Source organism: Cobetia sp. SIMBA_158, assembly GCF_046566945.1.
GTDB classification, from domain to species: Bacteria; Pseudomonadota; Gammaproteobacteria; order Pseudomonadales; family Halomonadaceae; genus Cobetia; species Cobetia amphilecti.
Genome location: NZ_JAWJYL010000005.1, coordinates 315,765 through 337,172, shown reverse-complemented (window position 1 = coordinate 337,172; position 21,408 = coordinate 315,765). Strand labels below are relative to the sequence as shown.

The following is a 21,408-nucleotide window of genomic DNA, read 5'->3' as shown; positions in this document are numbered from 1 at the left end:
GACCCTGACTGGAGGCACCATGTCTACCATCAAGCGCTTCATCGCCGGTGCCGTCTGCCCGCGCTGCGGAGCAATGGACCGCCTGCGCACCTGGGAGCAGAACGAGACCCGCTACCGTGACTGCGTGTCCTGCGACTTCTTCGAACAGCAAGCCATCGAGGAACCGCCGACCCTCGCCGAGATTTCCACGCGCGTGAGCGACCCTCGCGAGACGCCGGCGAGCGATGAGGTTCAGCCGGTGCGCATTCTGGATCCCGGCAAGCTGCACTGACATCTGCTGTAGCGCTGCGACATGAAAAAGCCCCGCCAATTGGCGGGGCTTTTTCATGTCATCTCGGCAGGATGATCAATTGATCACAGATCATTTATCACAGGTCAGTCGACCACACCGCAGGCGACGCGCGAGCCGCCACCGCCCAGCTTGGGCGTATCGGTATAGTTGTCACCGCCGGAGTGGATCATCAGCGCATGGCCGCTGAGATCGCTTTCCTTGAGGCGCGGTGCCAGCACCGGCAGCGCGATCTTGCCATCGGCATCGACGCTCAGCGCCGGAAGGTCACCGAGGTGGCCATCACCGTAGGGGCCTTGGTGGGTGCCGGTCTCTTCTGGATCGAAGTGGCTACCTGCCGCGGCGGCGGCGACGGTCTCGCCATCCTTCTCGGCCGGTTCGCAGCTGGCATTGGCATGCAGGTGGAAGCCGTGGATGCCGCTCTCGAGCCCCTCGATCTTCGGCGTCAGCAGCAGACCATCATCGGTATCCTCGGCCATGACACTGCCGACGGTCTCACCGACGCCATCACTGCTGACGCGATGCATTTCCACCTCGGTGGCGGCCTGGGCGACACCGCCGAACAACCAGGCGCCGAGCGCCACCATCGCGGCGGTCTTGAGGGGCTTTCTGGACGAGGTCGTAAAGGATGCCGTGTGCTGTGTCTCGTGATTCATGAGCAATCTCTCCATCACTGAGGCCGGCGTCACTGCCGACGCCTTGAGTGGCTTGCGGGCCGCTGTCACTAGCGGCTACCCGTCAGACCTCAGGGCGAGCGACGTCACATTCAATGGCGCTCTTCCAATTACTTGCCGTGCACGCCCGGCGCGCGTGACTCAACGAGAAGAGATCCCCAGATTTTCCAGCACCTTGAGACACGGTTCGGCCTGATTGAGGGTATAGAAGTGCAGGCCCGGCGCGCCGCCATCCAGCAGACGCTGACTCATGCGCGAGATCACCTCGGTGCCGAAGGCCTGAAGGCTCTCGCTGTCATCGCCATAGCTCTCGAGCTGCCGGCGGAGCCAGCGCGGGATGTCCGCCCCGCAGGAATCGGAGAAACGCGCCAGCCGGGTGTAGTTGGTGATCGGCATGATCCCCGGGATGATCGGCTGCTGAATACCGGCGGCACGCGCGCGCTCCACGAAGTGGAAGTAGGCATCGGCATTGAAGAAGTACTGGGTGATGGCGATATCGGCGCCGGCCTGCATCTTGCGCGCGAAGTTCTCGAGATCGCTGTGGTAGTTGTCGGCCTGCGGATGGCACTCCGGATAGGCCGCCACCGCGATCTCGAAGTGATCGCCGGTCTCCTCGCGCACGAACTCGACCAGCTCGTTGGCGTAACGCAGCTCGCTGCGCGAGCCCATTCCGGAGGGCAGGTCCCCGCGCAACGCCACCAGGCGCTTGACGCCCTGCTCGCGGTATTGCGCCAGGATCTCGCGCAGCTCGCCGCGGTCGCTGCCGACACACGACAGGTGCGGCGCAGTGCAGATGCCGCTGGCGCTGACCGACTGCACGGTGTTGAAGGTGCGCTCACGCGTGGAGCCACCCGCGCCATAGGTGACGGAGAAGAACTCCGGCTCCAGCGCCGCCAGCTGATCGCTAACCCCCTTGAGCTTTTCACGCCCGGCCTCGGTATTCGGCGGGAAGAATTCGAAGCTGATCCCTGACGGATGTTCGCTTGCACTCATGGGGCGGCCCTCGTGGTCGTCGTGTCCGGCATTGATGTCGTTATCGCCGCACACTTCGCGGTGCGCGTGCAGCAATACACGTCCGGCGCGTCACGCCACCGCCCCTGTACTGCATGTCGAGCATTCTGACCGCCGCCGCCGACCCCGGCCAATGAAAGGTTTTCGCCTCAACTTCAATACCATTCATATAAGAAAGTGCGTGTTTATAACCATTGCTGACAGTGGCGTCCTGCCCCTTAGTCCTGTCCCTCAGTCCTGCCCCTCACCAGCCGCGCAACCACGCGATCCGCAGCCGAATAAGGAAAGACGCAATGCGCGACATTCATGGGATGACGCTGACAGGGGCCACACGGCATGATGAGCCAAAAGGACAATGACGCTTCACAAGGAACCGTGATGGACCACATCGATCTGCAGCAACCGCTCTGGATGCTGATCACCTTCGTCGCCCTCGGCGCCCTCTGTGCACGCCGCCTCGCGATCGACCCGCGCCCCATCGCCACCTTGCTGATCTACGTGATCGCGCCGCTGACCTTCTTCCGCGGGCTGGTGCTCGGCGAACCATCGCTGAGTGATCTGGGCCTGACACTGGGACTGTTCTCGCTGGCCAGCAGCATCTGCCTGCTGGTGCGCCCGCTGGCCGCGAAGTTCTTCCCGCCGCAGGAGGCCGCCCTGCTCGCCTTCTCCTCGGGCACCGGCAATACCGGCTACTTCGGCCTGCCGGTCGCGATGCTGTTGCTGCCGCCGGAAGGCGTGACCCAGTACCTGTTCTGCCTGCTCGGCATCACGCTGTATGAGTTCACGCTGGGCTTCTACGTCAGTGCGCGCGGGCAGTTCTCGATGCGCCAGAGTCTGGTCAAGATCGTGCGTCTGCCGCTGATCTACGCCTTTCTGGCCGCCCTGCTGGTGGGGACGCTGGGGCTCGAGGTACCGGGGGCGGTGATGGAGGGACTCGACTACTTCAAGTACAGCTACACGGTGCTGGGCATGATGATCATCGGCATGACGCTGGGCGGTGTCAGCCTGCGCGAGATCGACCCGCGCTTCATTCTGGCGGCAACCGGCCTGCGCTTCGTGATGTGGCCACTGCTGAGTCTGGGCAGCGTGATGCTGCTGGGCAGCCTGTTCGCCCTCGACCCGGTGCTGGCGCAGGTGTTGCTGCTGCTGGGCGTGGTGCCGATGGCCGCCAATGTGGTCGTGCTGGCCATCGAGCTGAATATCCAGCCGGCCAAGGGCGCGATCGCGGTGATGCTGACCACCCTGGCGGCGCCGCTGATCATCCCGCTGTATCTGTCATGGATGCTGGCGATCAGCGGCCTGGGGTGAGGCTCAGGCGCCAGCCATCTCGGGCGTGACGGCGTCGGGCGTCGCGGCCGGCGCCGGACGCGGCATCAGATGGCGCGGCGCCGTCTCGAGGATCTGACCCTGCCAGTCGATCAGGTGCAGCGCGCCTTCGGCATCTTCCGCCAGCGCGGTGCAGTGCTCGACCCAGTCGCCGTCGTTGCAGTAGAGCACGCCTTCCTCGACCCGGAAGCCCGCCTGGTGGATATGCCCCCCGACATAGCCATCCAGCCCTTCGAGACGCGCCTGGCGCATGGCGGCTTCCTCGAACTGGGCCACATAGCGCTGGGCGGTGCCGCTACGACGCTTGAGCGCGCTGGCCAGCGACCAGTACGGCAGCCCGAACATGCCACGCGCGCGGTTGCACCAGCGATTGAGCGACAGGATGAAGCCGTGCATGCCATCGCCCAGCTTGAGCAGCCACGGCGCGATGCGCACATGGGTGTCGAATTCGTCGCCGTGGGAGACCAGCAGGCGGCGACCGCTGCCGGTGGTATGGATCGCGCGCCGCTCGATGCTCACGTTGTGCAGCTTCAGGCCGCACAGGCGACGGAAGGCGGCATCATGATTGCCGGGAATGTAGATGACCTCGCAGCCACTGCGCGCCAGACGCAGCACCCGTGCCACCAGCGCCTGCTGGTCCTTGTCGAGCACCGCACGCTTGCGCATCGCCAGCAGGTCGACGATATCGCCGACCAGATACAGGCGTTCGGGGCGCACACGACGCAGCAGCTTCGCAAGCAGCGCCGCCTGGCAGTCCGGGGTCCCCAGGTGCACATCGGAGATGAACAGCGTGCGAACCTGACCGAGAGCGTCGGGAGCAGGCGGCATTTCAGCACGGGGAGCCGATTGCGGAGCGGTCATGTCAGTCACCTCTGGGTTGCCAGGCGGAATCGACAGGCGAGGCCCAGATGGCCCCTGTCGTTGCCCAGCAAGACTGAGGGGAGGCGATGACATACCCGTAACAGCGACATGAAAAAGCGATGACAGCCATTGCCATCAATCACTTGCAGCATGAAAGAAGGGAAGATCGCGGGCTTTTTTACGCCTGAGGGTCGTTGGCGCCCGCCATGGTCCGCCGCCGAGCGCGCTTCTGACGATACATGCGGTCATCCGCGATATGGATCAGATCATCGACATCCACATCGCCCTGCAATACCGGGTCGTGGGTGACGCGCCCGATGCTGACCTCGACCGGGAAGGGAATTTGCTGCTCCAGGCGTTGCTCCTGAAGATGGCGCATCAGCTGGGTCGTCGCCTGCTGGCTGGCCATATCACAGGCACCGGGCATCACGACCAGGAATTCATCGCCGCCCAGGCGGCATGCCAGCCCGTCTTCACCGGCCGCCTGGGCGACACTCCGGGCCACCAGCTGGATCAGGCGATCCCCCTCGGCGTGCCCGAAGCTGTCGTTGACGTGCTTCAGGCGATCGACATCCACGAACAGGATCGACATGCATTGCCGAGTGCTCGTGCTCTCGGCCAGCATCCGCTCGAGAAAATCAAAGCCGAAACGGCGATTGGGCAGCCCCGTCAGCAGATCATGATTGGCGCGATATTCCAGCTCGTTCTGCTGGGTGAGCAACCGCTGATTCATGTCGTGCAATTCGAGATTGCGCGCCTCCAGCGTGCGCTGCAGCCGGATGGTGCGATGGAAGGTCGAGGCTCGGGCGTGCGCCAGTGCCGGCGCAATGAAGAGGGTTCCCAGGATGTAGGCACCGCCAGCGCCGGCCAATGTCGTCAACGACAAGGGACTCAGCCACACATAGATGGGCACATAACACAGTATCAGCGGCAGGCTGCTGGCCAGCTGGTAGCGCCAGCCCCACACCAGCCAGGCGGGCATGGCGATCAGCATGCAGGTCGAGAAACTCAGGTTCCACAACGTCAGTGTCAGCGCATCCGGAATCAGCGCGGCACCGAAGCAGAAGAACAGGTTGGCGGGTATCGCACCGGCCAGCAGGATTCTATCCGCGTACGCATCGCCGCGGCGCAGCTGGAGGATGCATAGCAGGCAGCAGAGGAAGATGATCAGCCGCCCCACCCACAACGCCTGCCAGGCAGACGGCACCTGGAAATAGTCAAACAGCAGGAAGCAGGCGAAGCACGCCATGGCGAACATGATGAAGGTATTGTTGATTCGCGTGCGATAGTGCTGCGCTTCGATATCCGAACCGTCCCTGCCCGGCAATATCAGATGTTCATGAAGCGGCATGTTCCATCCTCGACACTCGGTAGCATCAACCAATGTTACACCGCGCGCAGAGCACACCTCACTGGAATAAAGAGTTGATCAGTAAACGCAAGATTACCGTCTGCCTGATAGAACAATGTGCTGCGTCATCAGGCCGGCCAGGCGAAGCAAGGGCAAAGAGGTGTCGGCAACAAGAATGTGCCGGCAACACGAACGAAAGCGCCCTGCTGTCGTCATCCATCTCGGTGGCGACAGCAGGGCGCTGAAGGTAAAGCCAAGGCAATACCAGGTCACGGCCAGGTCATGGCCTGAGCGTCATGACATCTTCTGGCGTACCCCAGCCGGCACATAGATGCGTGCAGAGGCGGCATCTCCCAGCCAGTACCCCGAGAAGATGCCATACAGCCCTGCCGCCATCAGCCCGCCGATGAACAGCGTGAAGTGGGTGATGTCGCCCAGCGGCAGGAAGCTGATGATCAGCGTCACCGCCGAGGAGACCAGCAGCGCCTTGACCGCCGCGACGTTGACGCCCTTCTCGAAGAAGTACTCGCCTTCCGCGCTGTCGGTAAACAGCGCCTTGGTGTTGATGCCGCCCTTGTTGACCAGATAGTGGTCAAACAGGATCACGCCATACACCGGGCCGATGGCCGCGGCGAGGATGCCCACGGTGTACTGGATGATCTCCGGGTTGTTGAACAGATTCCACGGCGTGATGAAGATGGAGCCGACGGCGGCGAGCATGCCGCCCATGCGCCAGCTGATGCGGGACGGTGCCACATTGGAGAAGTCGAACGCCGGGGACACGAAGTTGGCCACGATGTTGATGCCGATGGTCGCCAGCACCAGGGTCAGGATGCCCAGCGCTGCCGCGACGCCATTATCGATGCGGGCGACGGTTTCCATCGGGTCATGCAGCATCTCGCCGAAGATGGGCTGCGTGCCGGACACCACCACCACGGTGATGACGGCAAACAGCAGGAAGTTGACCGGCAGGCCCCAGAAATTGCCACGTTTCACATCACCGGGGGTAGCGCAGTAGCGCGAGAAGTCCCCGAAGTTGAGCGTCGGACCCGCGAAGTAGCCCGCCACCAGTGCCGCGGCGATCACCATCTGCCACAGGGCGTCGCTGCCAGAGAGCGTCTTGCTGCCCAGCGTGAAGCTGATGTTGTCCCAGCCGGCCTGCCAGACGATCCAGCCCGCCAGCGCGAACATCACCACATAGACGGCTGGCCCGGCGAAATCGATGAAGCGCCGCACCGCATTCATGCCCCACCAGAACACCAGCGCCTGCAGCACCCACATGAACAGGAAGCAGTACCAGCCCAGCTGCGAGAGCCCGAACAGCTGGGTCTCGGTCAGCCCTTCCAGCGACGGCACGTAGCGCAGCAGCACCAGCATCAAGGCATGCGCCGCCAGATACGTCTGGATGCCGTACCACACCACCGCGATCAGCCCGCGGATGATCGCCGGAATGTTGGCACCATAGATGCCGAAGGACTGACGGCAGACCACCGGGAAGGGCACCCCCGTCTGCTGGCTGGGCCGCGAGATCAGATTGGCGAACACCTGCACCACCAGAATGCCGACCAGCATCGAGACCAGAATCTGCCAGCTGGCCAACCCCAGGGTGAACAGACTGGCGGCAAAGACGTAGCCACCGACGCTGTGCACATCGGACATCCAGAACGAGAAGATGTTGTACCAGTTCCAGTTCTGCTCGCAGGGGGCGAGGTCCTCATTGATGAGCCGCTTGCTCGCGTTGCTCAGATCAGGGGGAGTCTGGGGTGTCATTGTTGTCTCCAGAGGGGCTTGTGGGCCATGGGCCAGTCACGAGGCGTCATGCCTCGCCATACCCTCCCCTTATCAACAAGCGTGCCAGTGAAACACTTGTTGCGGATTTTCAATCTCCAAGCGTTTTCCCCAGGGCCCGCTCTGCGCAACACCCCTGCCAGTAATGCCATGCGCGCGGCAACCCCTGAGACATCAGGCACCATCAACTTCCGCTGTATTAGCCATATGCACCACTGAAGCGCGCCGCCAATGAAACGAACGTTGCGACAGCGGGTACCCCCGGACTGGCACGGATGCTGCTCGTGTTTTGTGTGCTCCGCTCGCACAGCCTCGCATCCGGCGCGCGCCGTCACGAGAAAGCCCATCACGAGAAAGCCCGTCACGAAAAAGCCCGTCACGCGAAAGTCCATCACGAGCCCACCATCATGAGAGAGCCCGCCATGTTGCGTCTCAAGGTCATCAATCCCAACACCAGCCAGGCGATGAGCCAGCAGATGGCGCACTCGCTGCAACGGCAGCTCGCCCGGGACGTCCACCTCGAGGTGCTGACTGCCGAGCATGGCGCCCCCAGCATCGAGACCGCCGTCGAGGAAGCCATGGCGGTGGTCGCGCTGCTGGCGCTGATCGCCCGTGATCGTGAGGGCTTGCTGAAGACTCCGCCCGCCGATGGCTATCTGCTGGCCTGCTTCGGTGACCCCGGCCTCGAGGCCGCACGCGAACTGAGCCCCGTGCCGGTGATCGGCATCGCCCAGGCCGCCATGCACATGGCCACGCTGGCGGCCCCCTCCTTTGCCATCGTCACCAGCATGACCAGCACGCTGCCGATGTCCGAGCAGCTGCTGGAGCGCTATGCGATGCGCCCTCTGTGCAAGGCGCTGCTGGCCTGTGACGTACCGGTACTCGCGCTGTCCGAGGCGCGCACTCCCCCCGTGCCATTGCTGGAGCGCTGTGAACACGCCAGAGCCAGCGGTGCCGGCAGCATCGTGCTGGGCTGCGCTGCGATGGAGCCGCTGCGTGATGCCATCGCATCAGAGATCGGCCTGCCGGTGGTCGACCCGCTGCTGGCGGGGCGCGACCTGCTGCTGACCCTGATGCGCCAGCCCGCTGTCGCTCGCACGAAGCAAGCGGGTGAGGTGAAACCCCTCAGCGGTGTCTTTGCCCAAGGCCTCGCGGCCCTTTGACCCGCAGGCGAGCTGCCCTTGGCTGGCGCCTCGCGACCGAAACGCAAACGCCCCCTCACTGCTGCCAGTGAAGGGGCGTTTGCTTTGGCAGGCTCTGACTCAGTGCTTGTCGTTCGACTCTCCCGAGTGGCTGCGATCGCCGACCACCGCCGTCACCAGCTTGCCGATGCTCAACCCCTGCACGAGGATCGAGAACAGCACGATGATGTAGGTGGTGACCACCAGCGGCTCGCGGAAGTCGCCTTCGGGAATCGCCAGCGCCAGCGCCACCGAGATGCCGCCGCGCAGGCCGCCCCAGGTGAGCACGCGCGTGGTGCCGGGGCGGAAGGTGTACCAGCGACGCAAGAGGCTCAGCGGAAGACCGATCAGCGCCAGACGCGAGAGCAGAATCACCGCCACCAGCACCAGCGCGATGCCGATCGAGGTCAGCGTGATCGGCATCAGTACCAGTTCGAGGCCGATCAGCACGAACAGCACCGCGTTGAGGATCTCGTCAACCAGCTCCCAGAAGCCGTCCAGATAGCGGCGGGTGTTGTCGGACATGGCGCCATCACGCGCCATGTTGCCGATGATCAGCCCCGCCACCACCATCGCGATGGGGCCGGAGACATGCAGCGCCGAGGCCAGCGCATAGCCGCCCAGCACCAACGCCAGACTCAGCATCACCTCGACCTGATACTGGTCGATGCTGCGCATCAGCTGGTAGACCAGCGCGCCCAGCGCCAGCCCGAGCAGAATGCCGCCGCCGGCTTCCTCGAGGAACAAGAGCCCCATGTGGCCAAGTTCGACCTCGCCGCTGCCGGCCGACGCCGCGCTCAGCAGCGCGGTGAACAGCACCACCGCCACGCCATCATTGAACAGCGATTCGCCGACGATGCGGATTTCCATGTCGGCAGGTGCGCCGGCACTGCGCATGATGCCGAGCACGGCGATCGGGTCGGTGGGCGAGATCAGCGCACCGAACACCAGGCAATACAGGTAGGGCACCTCGATACCGGCCCACTGGAACAGCCACCAGGCAGCGGAGCCGATCACCAGCGTCGAGATCAGCACGCCCAGCGTGGCCAGCAGGCCGATGGAGCGCCGGTAGGCCTTGAGGCGCGAGAGGTCCACGTGCAGCGCGCCGGCGAACAGCAGGAAGGACAGCATGCCGTCCATCAGCAGGCTGTTGAAATTGATGCGCCCCAGCCAGTCTTCCGCGGTATCGGCCACGACGGTGGTCACCGCGAAGTGATCGAGCCCGATCACGCCCAGCGACAGCACCAGGCCGATGGCCATCACGCCGATGGTCGGCGGCAGGCGCAGAACGCGATGATTGAACCACATGCACACGGCAGTGATGGTGATGAACAGAGCAGCGAGATTGAGCATCCGAAAACGGTCCTTTGCAGTGGCGCCGATACCCCTGATGGCATGACGTCCTTGTCATTCATTCCAGTTCTTCTGTCGCGTGAGCGGCCGCGTGGCTGTCTGAACGCATCGTGGCTGCCCAGAGCGGCTCATGGCTACCAGAACGGAGCGCGGCTACCAGAGATCGCCGTGGCGTTCACGGTGGCAGAGATAGAGACGCAGCTCGAACTCACGTTGATGATACTCCGGCTGCATGTGACAGCAGAGCCGGTAGAACGCCTTGTCGTGGGCCTTCTCGCGCAGATGCGCCAGCTCATGCACCACGATCATGTTGAGCAGTGGCTCCGGCAGGCGCCGGAACAGCGACGAGATACGGATCTCGTTCTTGGCCTTGAGCTTGTTGCCCTGCACCCGCGACACGAAGGTGTGCAGACCCAGGGCGTTGTCGATGACGTGAATCCGGTCGTCGTAGATCACCTTGCTGATCGGCGCCGAGCTGCGCAGATACTGATTCTTCAGCGCCATGGTGTAGTCATGCAGCGCCCGCGCACCCTGCAGCTGATGAGGCTCGGGATACTTGCCGAGAAAGAAGGCTGCCGTCTTGCCCGACGCCAGCAGTTCACTCGCCTGCTGTTGGATCTCGGGGGCGTAGCCCTTGAGATAGCGTAGATCAGCCACTGGGCATCTCTCCTGTTGCTGTCCGAAGGAGGGCCAGAGACAAGAAAACCCGCCGAGGCGGGTTTTCTTGTCATGGCGCCGAAAGCGAGGGGCGGGACGTCCGCCACCTGCCAGGCCTGTCGAGCTAGCGAATTTACAGGCCAGCGGCAGCCTTGAGGCCAGCGGCACGATCGGTCTTTTCCCACGGGAAGGCGGTGAAGGTTTCGGTCTTCTGCTCGCCGCTCACGTCGGTCCAGCTGTAGCTGTGCTCGAACGGCTCACGACCGAAGTGGCCGTAGGCAGCGGTCAGCTGATACATCGGGTGCGCCAGGTCCAGCATGGTGGTGATGGCGTACGGACGCAGGTCGAAGTGCTCGCGCACCAGCTCGACGATCTTGGCATCGCTGATCTTGCCGGTGCCGAAGGTGTTGATCGAGACGGAGGTCGGCTCGGCGACGCCGATGGCGTAGGAGACCTGGATCTCGCACTTGTCGGCCAGGCCACTGGCAACGACGTTCTTGGCCACGTAGCGACCGGCATAGGCGGCGCTGCGGTCGACCTTGGACGGGTCCTTGCCGGAGAAGGCACCACCACCGTGACGGGCCATGCCGCCGTAGGTGTCGACGATGATCTTGCGACCCGTCAGACCACAGTCACCCACCGGGCCGCCGATGACGAAGTTGCCGGTCGGGTTGATGTGGTATTCGGTGGTCTCGGACAGCCACTCGGCCGGCAGCACCTGCTCGATGATCTCGCGCTTGACCATCGCGCGCAGGTCTTCCTGGGACACTTCCGGGTCATGCTGGGTCGACAGCACGACGGCTTCGACGGCGACCGGCTTGCCGGCTTCGTCGTAGCGGAAGGTGACCTGGCTCTTCGCATCCGGACGCAGCCACGGCAGCATGCCGTTCTTGCGCAGTTCCGCCTGACGCTCCACCAGACGGTGAGCGTAGTGGATCGGCGCCGGCATGAAGGAGTCGGTCTCGTTGGTGGCGTAACCGAACATCAGGCCCTGGTCGCCCGCGCCCTGATCTTCCGGCTTGGTGCGATCGACGCCCTGAGCGATATCGATGCTCTGCTTGCCGATCAGGTTGAGGACACCACAGGTCTCGCCGTCGAAGCCAACGTCGGAAGAGGTATAGCCGATATCGGTGATGACACGACGTACCAGCTCCTCGAGATCCACCCACGCGCTGGTGGAGATCTCACCGGCCACGATGGCAACGCCTGTCTTGACGAGCGTTTCGCACGCCACGCGTGCCTGCTTGTCGCGCGCGATGATGGCATCGAGCACGGCGTCGGAAATCTGGTCGGCAATCTTGTCCGGATGCCCTTCGGACACGGACTCGGATGTGAAGAGTGAGTATTCGCTCATTGGTCCTCGACCCTCTTTTCGGATGCGGGGATGATTCGGCCACTGACGGCAGACTGCGTTGACGACCGAGTAGAAACACGCTTGCGGCGCACGATGAAGCTCAACACGGGCGGTTGAGCCTCGGGGGGGCGAGTTTACACGCCACTTATGTGAGTTCCTAGCGCAATGGGGCCCATGGGGCCGTCCAATCGAGACCTTTTTGCGACAAGCGCTGCACACAGGGTAATAAGCCGTTGCCACCTTTGGACGAGCGCACATCCCGGATGCGATTTGCCGCGCCCTGTCATCTCGGTGACAATACCCGCCCGGAGATCACGCTCGGACGCGAGTCCGCGCGTACAAGGTTCACGCGACGCACTGTCCTTTCCGGCGCACTGTTTCAGGCGCACAGTCCTGAAGGAGACCCAGGCAGCAGCATGCCCTGGCTCTCGGGATGCACTGAGCGTCCGGCGCAGCACGCCGTGATTCATTGCCCCACTCTTGACGCCCGCAGGCGAGGAGCTACTGCATGCCTTCCCGTTTTGACCTGGCCAACGCCATCCGTGCACTTTCCATGGACGCCGTTCAGAAGGCCAAGTCTGGCCACCCCGGCGCCCCCATGGGCATGGCCGACATCGCTGAAGTGCTCTGGAACGACCACCTCAAGCACAACCCGGCCAACCCGAACTGGGCCGATCGTGACCGCTTCGTGCTGTCCAACGGCCATGGCTCCATGCTGCTCTACTCCCTGTTGCACCTCTCGGGTTATCAGCTGAGCCTTGAAGACCTGCAGAACTTCCGCCAGCTGCACGCCAAGACCGCCGGTCACCCGGAATACGGCTACGCGCCGGGCATCGAGACCACCACCGGCCCGCTGGGTCAGGGTCTGGCCAATGCCGTCGGCATGGCGATCGCCGAGAAGACACTGGCGGCGCAGTTCAACCGTCCGGGTCACACCGTCGTCGACCACACCACCTGGTGCTTCCTGGGTGACGGTTGCATGATGGAAGGCATCTCCCACGAGGTCGGCTCGCTGGCCGGCACCCTGGGTCTGGGCAAGCTGATCGCCCTGTATGACGACAACGGCATCTCCATCGATGGCGAAGTCGAAGGCTGGTTCACCGATGACACCGCCAAGCGTTTCGAGTCCTACGGCTGGCACGTCGTCTCCAACGTCGACGGCCACAAGCCGGAAGAGATCAACGCTGCCATCGCCCTGGCCAAGAGCCACGACGACAAGCCGAGCCTGATCATCTGCAAGACCGTGATCGGCTTCGGCTCCCCGAACAAGGAAGGCACCGAGTCCTGCCACGGCGCGCCGCTGGGTGATGACGAAGTCGCTGCCACCCGCGAGAAGCTGGGCTGGACCCACGCGCCCTTCCACGTTCCGGAAGACATCTATCAGGGCTGGGACGCCAGCGAGCGCGGCGCCAAGCTCGAGAGCGACTGGGATGCACGCTTCGCCCGTTACGCCGACGCACACCCGGAACTGGCCGCCGAGTTCACCCGTCGTCTGGAAGGCAAGCTGCCGCACGCCCTGACCAGCGAGAAGATGATCGAGGATGCTCAGGCCGCCGGCGACAGCCCGGCCTCGCGCAAGGCCTCCTTCGAGTGCCTGAACCAGCTCGGCCCGCAGCTGCCGGAACTGCTCGGCGGCAGTGCCGACCTGGCTCCGTCCAACCTGACCTTCTGGAAGGGCGCCCAGGCGATCACCCGCGAAGACTTCAGCGGCAACTACCTGCACTACGGTGTGCGTGAGTTCGGCATGGGCGCGATCATGAACGGCGCCGGTCTGCACGGCGGCTTCATCCCGTACGGCGCGACCTTCCTGATCTTCATGGAATACATGCGCAACGCCGTTCGCATGGCCGCCCTGATGGGTCAGCAGGCCGTCTACGTCTTCACCCACGACTCCATCGGTCTGGGCGAAGATGGCCCGACGCACCAGCCGATCGAACAGCTGACCAGCCTGCGCACCACGCCGAACCTGTCCACCTGGCGTCCGGCGGATGCCGTGGAGACAGCGGCAGCGTGGGATGCGGCCATCAAGCGTCACTCCGGCCCGACCGCGCTGATCCTGTCGCGTCAGAACCTGCCGCACCAGAACCGCGACAAGGCCCAGCTGGCCAACATCAGCCGTGGCGGTTACGTGCTGAAGGACGCCGCCAACGGCCAGCCGGAAGTGATCCTGATCGCCACCGGCTCCGAAGTCGGCCTGGCGATGGATGCCGCTGCCGAGCTGGAAGCCGCCGGTCGCGCCGTGCGTGTCGTGTCCATGCCGGCCACCGACCTGTTCGATGCGCAGGACGCGGAATACCGCGAATCCGTGCTGCCGTCTTCCGTCACCGCGCGCGTGGCGATCGAAGCCGGTCATCGTGACTACTGGTTCAAGTATGTCGGCCTGAACGGCGACATCATCGGCATGGAGACCTTCGGGGAATCCGCGCCGGCTGGCGACCTGTTCAAGCACTTCGGTTTCACGGTCGAGAACGTGGTCGAACGCGCCAACAAGCTGCTGGGCTGATCACCGCCTGACCCACCCTGTCGATGACGGAGTGGGATGCAGATCGACGCCGCCGCCTCCCGCTGGGAGCGGCGGCGTTTTCGTCTGTGCGACACTCGAGGAGCCCTCAAGCGTCACCGGCTGTCGCCTGTAGTCGACGTGGCTCACACGAGTCGCGTCTTGATGACACGATTCATCCTGCATGAGCGGTCATTCTCCGGCGATCATGCCCGCGACAGACAGCGCAGACGGCGACTACACAACCCCTCCAGTTGGGTAGTGTGACTACGTGTCCTTAGACGAAAAAAACCAGAAATCAGGCGCTTGCGCGCCTTTCGCTCCCTCCGCCCAGCAAAGCGATGCGCTACCATGGACCCCCTGAAAAACACTCGGAACACGACATCCTTGAACCACCAGCCGCCTCTGCCCACCGCCGATGCTCCCCAGGGAGACAAGGCGTCCCGACGCCAGGGAAACGCTCCCTTGCGAGTGGCCATCAATGGCTACGGACGCATCGGTCAGTGTGTGCTGAGAGCGCTGGTAGAACGTGAAGCACGCAGTGAGGCACTGCCGCTGGAAGTGGTCGCGATCAACGAGCTGTCAGACCTGGACACCATCACCTATCTGACCCGCTACGACACCACCCACGGCCGCTTCCCCGGCACGGTGGAACAGCGCGACGGCCAGCTGGTCGTCAACGGCCATGCGATCAGCATCCTGTCCGAGGCCAATCCAGATTGCCTGCCCTGGCGGGCATTGGGGATTGACCTGGTGCTGGAGTGCTCCGGCAGCTTCAAGGACCGCGCCACCGCCGAGCGTCATCTAGCGGCAGGCGCCGGACGGCTGCTGTTCTCCCAGCCCGGCGATACCGACGCCGATGTCGATGCCACCATCGTGTGCGGCATCAACCAGTCGGCGCTGGCCCCCGCCGAGGCGGGACAGGCAGGCAGCGGCATGCGCATCGTCTCGGCGGCGTCGTGCACCACCAATTGCCTGATTCCGATTCTGACGGTGCTGGAAGAGGCCTTCGGACTGGAGCGCGGCGTCACCACCACGGTGCACTCGGCGATGAACGACCAGCCGGTGATCGACGCCTACCACCAGACGGACCTGCGCCTGACGCGCTCGGCGATGAGTTCGATCGTGCCGGTGGACACCGGCCTGGCCAAGGGCATCAACCGCCTGATGCCGCACCTGGAAGGACGCTTCGAATGTCTGCACCTGCGCGTGCCGACCATCAACGTGTCCTGCATGGACATGTCCATCGAGGTGAAGCGTGACGTGAGCGCCGCTGAGGTCAATGACCTGCTGCGCGAGGCCTGCGCCCAACGACTGCAGGGCCTGATGGGATTGAGCGAGGAGCCGACGGCCTCCATCGACTTCAACCACGATCCGCGCTCGGGTATCGTGGATGCGACCCAGACCCGTGTTGCCGGCGGCCGGCTGATCAAGATGCTGTGCTGGTTCGACAACGAATGGGGCTTTGCCAATCGCATGCTGGACGTCGCCACCCATTGGCACGCCTGCGAGATGACAACGCCTCTGGCGAGGGAAGCTCTCTCCACCGATTCACGACCAAGGAACCCGTCATGAACGTGCAAACGATGACCGCCCTCGACCTGTCCGGAAAGCGTGTGCTGATCCGCGAAGATCTCAACGTGCCGATCCGCGACGGTCAGGTGACCAGCGACGCGCGCATCCGTGCCAGCCTGCCGACCATCAAGGCGGCACGCGACGCCGGCGCACGCGTGATGCTGATGAGTCATCTGGGCCGCCCCACCGAGGGTGAGCCGGAAGACCAGTTCTCGCTGGCACCGGTCGCGGCACATCTGGGCGAGCTACTGGGCAGCCCGGTGCGCCTGATCAACGACTACCTCGACACGGCACCGGATGTCGCCGAAGGCGAGGTCGTGCTGCTGGAGAACGTGCGCTTCAACAAGGGCGAGAAGAAGGACGAGGAATCCCTGTCCCGCGCCTACGCCGCGCTGTGCGATGTCTACGTGATGGATGCCTTCGGCACCGCGCACCGTGCCCAGGCCTCGACCCATGGCGTGGCACGCTTCGCCCCGGACGCCTGCGCCGGCCCGCTGCTGGCCGCCGAGCTGGAAGCCCTCGAGAAGGCACTCGCCGCACCGCGTGCGCCGATGGTCGCCATCGTCGGTGGCTCCAAGGTCTCCACCAAGCTGGACGTGCTCAAGGCGCTGTCCGACAAGTGCCATCAGCTGATCGTCGGTGGCGGCATCGCCAACACCTTCATCGCGGCGGCCGGTTACAACGTCGGCAAGTCCCTCTACGAGGCTGACCTGCTCGATACCGCTCGCGCACTGATGGACAAGGTCGAGATCCCGCTGCCGACCGACGTCGTCGTCGCCACCGAGTTCTCCGACAAGGCCGAAGCCGTCGTGCGCGCCGTCGCCGACGTCCAGGACGACGAGATGATCCTGGATATCGGTCCGGAGACCGCCTCGCGCTTCGGTGCACTGCTCAAGGACGCCGGCACCATTCTGTGGAACGGCCCGGTCGGCGTGTTCGAGATCGAACAGTTCGCCAACGGCACCGAACAGCTGGCGATGGCCATCGCCGAGAGCGACGCCTTCTCCATCGCCGGCGGTGGCGACACCCTGGCGGCCATCGACAAGTACGACGTCGAGTCGCGCGTCTCCTACATTTCTACCGGTGGCGGCGCCTTCCTCGAATACGTGGAAGGCAAGGTACTGCCGGCCGTTGCGGCATTGGAAGCCGCAGCAAGCTGAACCCGCCTGTGTCCTCATTGGCGCAGGCTTAGAGTCACGGCCACAAGGTCGCTCCCCGTCAGCTGACGGGGGGCACCCGACGCTTCTCCACTCGATTCCTCAAAAAGACAGGTGATGTCATGGCATTGATCAGCATGCGCCAGATGTTGGACCACGCAGCCGAGTACGGATACGGCATCCCGGCGTTCAACGTCAACAACCTCGAGCAGATGCGCGCCATCATGGAAGCCGCCGATCACACCGATTCTCCGGTGATCGTCCAGGCCTCCGCCGGCGCACGCAAATACGCGGGCGCGCCGTTCCTTCGCCACCTCATCCTGGCTGCGGTGGAAGAATTCCCGCATATCCCGGTGGTCATGCACCAGGATCACGGCACCTCGCCGGCAGTCTGCCAGCGCTCCATCCAGCTGGGCTTCAGCTCGGTGATGATGGACGGCTCGCTGGGCGAAGACGGCAAGACCCCGACCAGCTACGAATACAATGTCGATGTGACCCGTCGCACCGTCGAGATGGCCCACGCCTGTGGCGTGTCCGTCGAAGGCGAACTGGGTTGCCTCGGCTCGTTGGAAACCGGCATGGCCGGTGAAGAAGACGGCATCGGTGCCGAAGGCAAGCTGGACCACGACCAGATGCTGACCGACCCGGAAGAAGCCGCCGACTTCGTCAAGAAGACCCACGTCGATGCCCTGGCCATCGCCATCGGTACCTCCCACGGCGCCTACAAATTCACCAAGCCGCCGACGGGTGACACCCTGTCCATCCAGCGCATCAAGGAAATCCACGCCCGCATCCCCGAGACTCATCTGGTGATGCACGGCTCTTCCTCCGTGCCGCAGGACTGGCTGGAAATCATCAACGAATACGGCGGCAAGATTCCGGAAACCTACGGCGTGCCGGTCGACGAGATCGTCGAAGGCATCAAGCACGGCGTGCGCAAGATCAACGTCGACACCGATCTGCGTCTGGCCTCTACCGGTTCCATCCGTCGCTTCATGGCGCAGAACCCGTCTGAATTCGACCCGCGCAAGTACCTGAAGGAATCCGTGAAGGCGATGCGCGACATCTGCATCGCCCGCTACGAAGCCTTCGGTGCCGCCGGTCATGGCAGCAAGATCGACCCGATCAACCTCGAAGCGATGTTCGAGCGTTACAACCGTGGCGAGCTGGACCCGAAGATCAACTGATCGGGCGGCACCCGCCAAGGTCTCCCTGCCAGCCTGCCCGCACGCAAGCAGGCTGGGAAAGAAGAGAAAGGCGACCCTTCGGGGTCGCCTTTTTTATGCGCCTCAGGGTGCCAGCCTCTCGCGCACGCAGGTATCCTTTCGAGATTCCGTTTGGCATTGATCATTCATCACCGTATCGCAGGAGACATCATGGCCTCGCTCAAGGATCAACTGTCCGGGCTTGTCTATTCCACCGAACATGGCGCAACCTGCCCTGAGTGTCGGCGTGCCGAAGCCGAGTGCGAATGTGCCGACCTCGCCGAGCGTGAGCGCCTGGCAAGCCTCGATGGCGTGGTGCGTATCCGTCGCGAGACCAGCGGTCGCAAGGGCAAGGGCGTGACCACCGTGAGCGGGATTCCGCTCGCCGAGAAGGAACTCAAGGCCCTGGCCAAGACTCTCAAGCAGCGGTGCGGCACTGGCGGCAGCCTCAAGGATGGCATCGTGGAGATCCAGGGCGATCACCGCGAGACGCTCAAGGCTGAACTCACGCGGATGGGCTATACCGTCAAGCTGGCCGGTGGCTGAACGCCTGCTGCACGCACCTTTGCCTTCCATCTCGCTGCACAAGGGATTTCCATGCTGAACTTCATCACGCCACGCCGGCCTTCGGCTCGCACGCTCTCGCTCTCTGGCCTGCTGCTGGCCACGCTCGGGCTGGGTGGCTGCATGACCGGCCCGGACTTCACGCAGCTGGAGGCACGCGTGGTGCCACAGCAGACCTTCACCGCACCACCGGATGCGATGCTGGAAGTGCGCCTGGTGGATGTCTCCCGCGCCGACGCCGAGGCCGGGCTGATTGCCAGTACCCGCTATGGCGGCCTGCGTGAAGGGCCTTTCCCGGTCAGCCTGCAGTACGACCGCAATGCCATCGAGGAGGGCCATCGCTATGCGCTGCAAGCCGATGTGCGCAGCGAGGGTCGCCTGTATTGGATCAATGACAGCGCGGTGCCGGTGCTGGGTGACACCAGCACCTCACAGGGCGAGGTCGAGATCCCGCTCACGCCGCTGCCGCGTGCGCTGGGCCACTGATGGCGCGTGCGCCCGGCCCGATCAGTACGTTCGACTTGACCAGTACGTTCGACTTGACCAGTACGCTCGACTTGACCTGTAGGCCCGTCTCTCACCGATAGGACACCCCAATGGATTGGCTGGAATACCTGTTACCTGTCTTCTTCCTTACCCCTCTGGGTGCCATCGCACTGGTGGTGCTGGGCATGCGCGGCCTGCATGAGCGGCGCATCCAGTCGCCGCTGACCCGCCGCCAGCTGCGTGAACCGGGCCAGAGCCTGCGCGATCGTCTCGACGAGGCCTTCCAGGCGCTGTTTCTCGACGGGGCGCTCGGGCCGCTCATCACCTTGAGTCCGCTGGTCTACGGCATGGGGCGCATGGTGTTCGGCGAAGAGCAGAACTGGCTTGAGTGGGCCGCCTACGGTCTGGCCTGTGCGCTGCTGGTGCTGGTGTTCGCGCTGCGCCTGACGCGTCACTTCCAGCGCATCCGCAAGCTCAAGCTGGGGCTGGCCTGCGAGCTGTCCATCGGTCAGGAACTCGACCAGCTGATCCGCCCGGAACAGCTGACCAGCATGGTCTATCACGACGTGCCGGCCGATGGCTTCCATATCGATCATCTGGTGGTCACCCCCGCCGGCGCCTACGCCATTCGCACCAAGGCGCGCTCGCGGCCGCTGGATGCGCTGGGCGCACTCAAGGATGAGGTCAAGCTCAAGGATGGTCGCCTGTACTTCCCGGGCTATCGCGAGCGCAAACCACTGCGCGAGACACGTACCGCACGCGACTGGACGGCCGCCTGGCTGAAACGTGAATGCGGTGTCGACGTACCGGTGCAGGGGCTGCTGGCACTGCCGGGCTGGCAGATCGTGCGCGAGGGAACCCAGCGCGAGAATGACCCCGAGGTCGTCAATGGCGAGGGCCTGGCCGAGTGGCTGAGCACCCATTGCATGGCCCCCGAAGAGGGGTGCCCGAGCCTGGATGACGCCCTCAAGCAGCGCATCAACGAGGCGATTCTCGACCGCGTTCAGGCCGAGCGCCTCGCCACCAACTGATCCTCCGCCATGCTCCGGCCCCTCGGAGCATGGCCGCGCCAGACAAAGGCTTGCCAAGGCGCCCCGCCCGGCGTTAAATACGCGCCGGTCCAGCCTTGGCAACCTTATAGCGCTATCGCAATGATGGCGCTCTTGGCGACATATCCCGCATGAAACTCATCACCTTCGACGCTTTTCGTACCCTCGGCATTCCCGGTGTTCGTTATATCAAGCCGGAGCGCATGCTGGATCACCTCGACGAGATCCGCGCCGCCGATATCCTGCTGTTTCCCGAATACTGGCAGATCACCACCCTGGTCTACGGCCTCGGCAAACGCATCTTCCCCAGCCTGCCCAGCTACGCGATCGGCCACGACAAGGTCGAGCAGACACGCGTCTTTCAGGCCATCTGCCCGGACAATGTGCCACCGACCGAGATTCGCGGCGCCAGCCGTCAGGCAATCGACGATATCGAAGCGCGCTTCGGCTACCCGCTGATCGTCAAGGAAGTCAAAAGCTCGATGGGCGTCGGCGTGAAGCTGATCCAGTCGCGTAGCGAACTGGAAGCACATGCGGCGGAGCATCCGGTGCTGTATGCCCAGCCGCGCCTGGAGATCGACCGCGACCTGCGCATCGTGGTGGTGGGTGGCGAAGTCATCACCGCCTACTGGCGCGTCACGCCGCTGGGCGGCTATCGCTCCAATGTCAGTCAGGGCGGCGAGACGGCCTACGACAATATTCCGGCGCCCGCCATCGCCCTGGCCCTGCACCTGGCCGAGGCATTGAGTGTCGATCATGCCGGCTTCGATATCGCGATGGTCGATGGCCATCCGCTCGTGTTCGAGTTCAACCGCCTGTTCGGCAATCAGGGCATCCCGGACAGCTCGCGGCGCATCGGTGCCGCCATCCTCCGACATCTGGCGCTCGACAGCAGCGACAACGACCCGACACCACCGCTACTGACGTCGCGCCGGGTGCGCCGCGCGACACTCGAGGAAACCGGCTGACATCTTGCGGGCGTGCCACGCGCTGCGCCCTTGCCTGCCCTGAACGACAAGACGCCGCC

At 64.0% G+C, this 21,408-nt stretch carries 19 protein-coding genes; 11 read left to right on the top strand and 8 right to left on the bottom strand.

Annotated elements, in window-relative coordinates; genetic code table 11:
• The first annotated feature begins 19 nt into the window (after positions 1–19).
• Positions 20–271, top strand: a complete 252-nt coding sequence (locus R2R70_RS10820) for a YheV family putative zinc ribbon protein (protein ID WP_043335719.1) — start codon at positions 20–22, stop codon at positions 269–271.
• A 104-nt stretch (positions 272–375) separates the two neighbouring features.
• On the opposite strand, the gene sodC is transcribed toward R2R70_RS10820, so the two are convergent.
• The gene (gene sodC / locus R2R70_RS10815) at positions 376–876 is read right to left on the bottom strand and encodes a superoxide dismutase [Cu-Zn] SodC (RefSeq protein WP_410977983.1); all 501 of its coding nucleotides are present in this window, start codon (positions 874–876) and stop codon (positions 376–378) included.
• Between the two features lie 228 nt (positions 877–1,104).
• Entirely contained in the window at positions 1,105–1,956 is an 852-nt protein-coding gene (metF, locus tag R2R70_RS10810) for a methylenetetrahydrofolate reductase [NAD(P)H] (RefSeq protein ID WP_107336720.1), read from the bottom strand.
• Between the two features lie 396 nt (positions 1,957–2,352).
• Here metF and R2R70_RS10805 point away from each other — a divergent pair, with 396 nt between their 5' ends.
• The gene (locus R2R70_RS10805) at positions 2,353–3,282 is read left to right on the top strand and encodes an AEC family transporter (protein ID WP_054556323.1); all 930 of its coding nucleotides are present in this window, start codon (positions 2,353–2,355) and stop codon (positions 3,280–3,282) included.
• Positions 3,283–3,285: 3 nt separating this feature from the next.
• Here the strand turns inward: R2R70_RS10805 and R2R70_RS10800 are convergent, their stop codons facing one another.
• The 3 genes from R2R70_RS10800 to R2R70_RS10790 all read right to left on the bottom strand — a co-directional run bounded on the left by R2R70_RS10800 (position 3,286) and on the right by R2R70_RS10790 (position 7,282).
• Positions 3,286–4,161 carry a UDP-2,3-diacylglucosamine diphosphatase gene (locus tag R2R70_RS10800; protein ID WP_234368078.1) on the bottom strand — a complete coding sequence of 292 codons (876 nt, stop codon included), beginning with the start codon at positions 4,159–4,161 and terminating at the stop codon, positions 3,286–3,288.
• Between the two features lie 178 nt (positions 4,162–4,339).
• Positions 4,340–5,512, bottom strand: coding sequence for a GGDEF domain-containing protein (locus R2R70_RS10795; RefSeq protein ID WP_410977970.1), 1,173 nt, complete (start codon positions 5,510–5,512; stop codon positions 4,340–4,342).
• Positions 5,513–5,806: 294 nt separating this feature from the next.
• The gene (locus tag R2R70_RS10790) at positions 5,807–7,282 is read right to left on the bottom strand and encodes an NCS1 family nucleobase:cation symporter-1 (RefSeq protein WP_131431037.1); all 1,476 of its coding nucleotides are present in this window, start codon (positions 7,280–7,282) and stop codon (positions 5,807–5,809) included.
• Between the two features lie 425 nt (positions 7,283–7,707).
• Here R2R70_RS10790 and R2R70_RS10785 point away from each other — a divergent pair, with 425 nt between their 5' ends.
• Positions 7,708–8,463, top strand: a complete 756-nt coding sequence (locus tag R2R70_RS10785; RefSeq protein ID WP_410977969.1) for an aspartate/glutamate racemase family protein — start codon at positions 7,708–7,710, stop codon at positions 8,461–8,463.
• Between the two features lie 99 nt (positions 8,464–8,562).
• Here the strand turns inward: R2R70_RS10785 and R2R70_RS10780 are convergent, their stop codons facing one another.
• The 3 genes from R2R70_RS10780 to metK all read right to left on the bottom strand — a co-directional run bounded on the left by R2R70_RS10780 (position 8,563) and on the right by metK (position 11,845).
• A complete protein-coding gene (locus R2R70_RS10780) occupies positions 8,563–9,834 on the bottom strand; it encodes a cation:proton antiporter (protein WP_054556326.1) in 1,272 nt (423 codons plus the stop codon).
• Between the two features lie 153 nt (positions 9,835–9,987).
• Positions 9,988–10,491 (bottom strand): M48 family metallopeptidase, encoded by a 504-nt coding sequence (locus tag R2R70_RS10775; protein ID WP_043335730.1) that lies wholly within the window; start codon positions 10,489–10,491, stop codon positions 9,988–9,990.
• Between the two features lie 133 nt (positions 10,492–10,624).
• A complete protein-coding gene (gene metK / locus R2R70_RS10770) occupies positions 10,625–11,845 on the bottom strand; it encodes a methionine adenosyltransferase (RefSeq protein WP_043335733.1) in 1,221 nt (406 codons plus the stop codon).
• A gap of 508 nt (positions 11,846–12,353) precedes the next feature.
• On the opposite strand from metK, the gene tkt reads away from it, so the two are divergent.
• The 8 genes from tkt to R2R70_RS10730 all read left to right on the top strand — a co-directional run bounded on the left by tkt (position 12,354) and on the right by R2R70_RS10730 (position 21,349).
• Positions 12,354–14,348 (top strand): transketolase, encoded by a 1,995-nt coding sequence (tkt, locus tag R2R70_RS10765; protein WP_284726544.1) that lies wholly within the window; start codon positions 12,354–12,356, stop codon positions 14,346–14,348.
• Between the two features lie 462 nt (positions 14,349–14,810).
• A complete protein-coding gene (locus R2R70_RS10760) occupies positions 14,811–15,920 on the top strand; it encodes a type I glyceraldehyde-3-phosphate dehydrogenase (RefSeq protein WP_410977968.1) in 1,110 nt (369 codons plus the stop codon).
• On the top strand, positions 15,917–17,080 hold the full coding sequence (locus R2R70_RS10755; protein ID WP_043335739.1) for a phosphoglycerate kinase: 1,164 nt from the start codon (positions 15,917–15,919) through the stop codon (positions 17,078–17,080). The genes R2R70_RS10760 and R2R70_RS10755 overlap by 4 nt, the downstream gene beginning before the upstream one ends.
• A 119-nt stretch (positions 17,081–17,199) precedes the next feature.
• Positions 17,200–18,264, top strand: coding sequence for a class II fructose-bisphosphate aldolase (fba, locus tag R2R70_RS10750; protein ID WP_043335741.1), 1,065 nt, complete (start codon positions 17,200–17,202; stop codon positions 18,262–18,264).
• 189 nt (positions 18,265–18,453) lie between these two features.
• The gene (locus R2R70_RS10745) at positions 18,454–18,828 is read left to right on the top strand and encodes a translation initiation factor Sui1 (RefSeq protein ID WP_043335744.1); all 375 of its coding nucleotides are present in this window, start codon (positions 18,454–18,456) and stop codon (positions 18,826–18,828) included.
• 51 nt (positions 18,829–18,879) lie between these two features.
• Entirely contained in the window at positions 18,880–19,332 is a 453-nt protein-coding gene (locus tag R2R70_RS10740; protein ID WP_054556329.1) for a YbaY family lipoprotein, read from the top strand.
• A gap of 110 nt (positions 19,333–19,442) precedes the next feature.
• The gene (locus tag R2R70_RS10735) at positions 19,443–20,363 is read left to right on the top strand and encodes a nuclease-related domain-containing protein (RefSeq protein ID WP_054556330.1); all 921 of its coding nucleotides are present in this window, start codon (positions 19,443–19,445) and stop codon (positions 20,361–20,363) included.
• 149 nt (positions 20,364–20,512) lie between these two features.
• On the top strand, positions 20,513–21,349 hold the full coding sequence (locus tag R2R70_RS10730) for a RimK family alpha-L-glutamate ligase (RefSeq protein WP_410977967.1): 837 nt from the start codon (positions 20,513–20,515) through the stop codon (positions 21,347–21,349).
• The last annotated feature ends 59 nt before the right edge of the window (positions 21,350–21,408 follow it).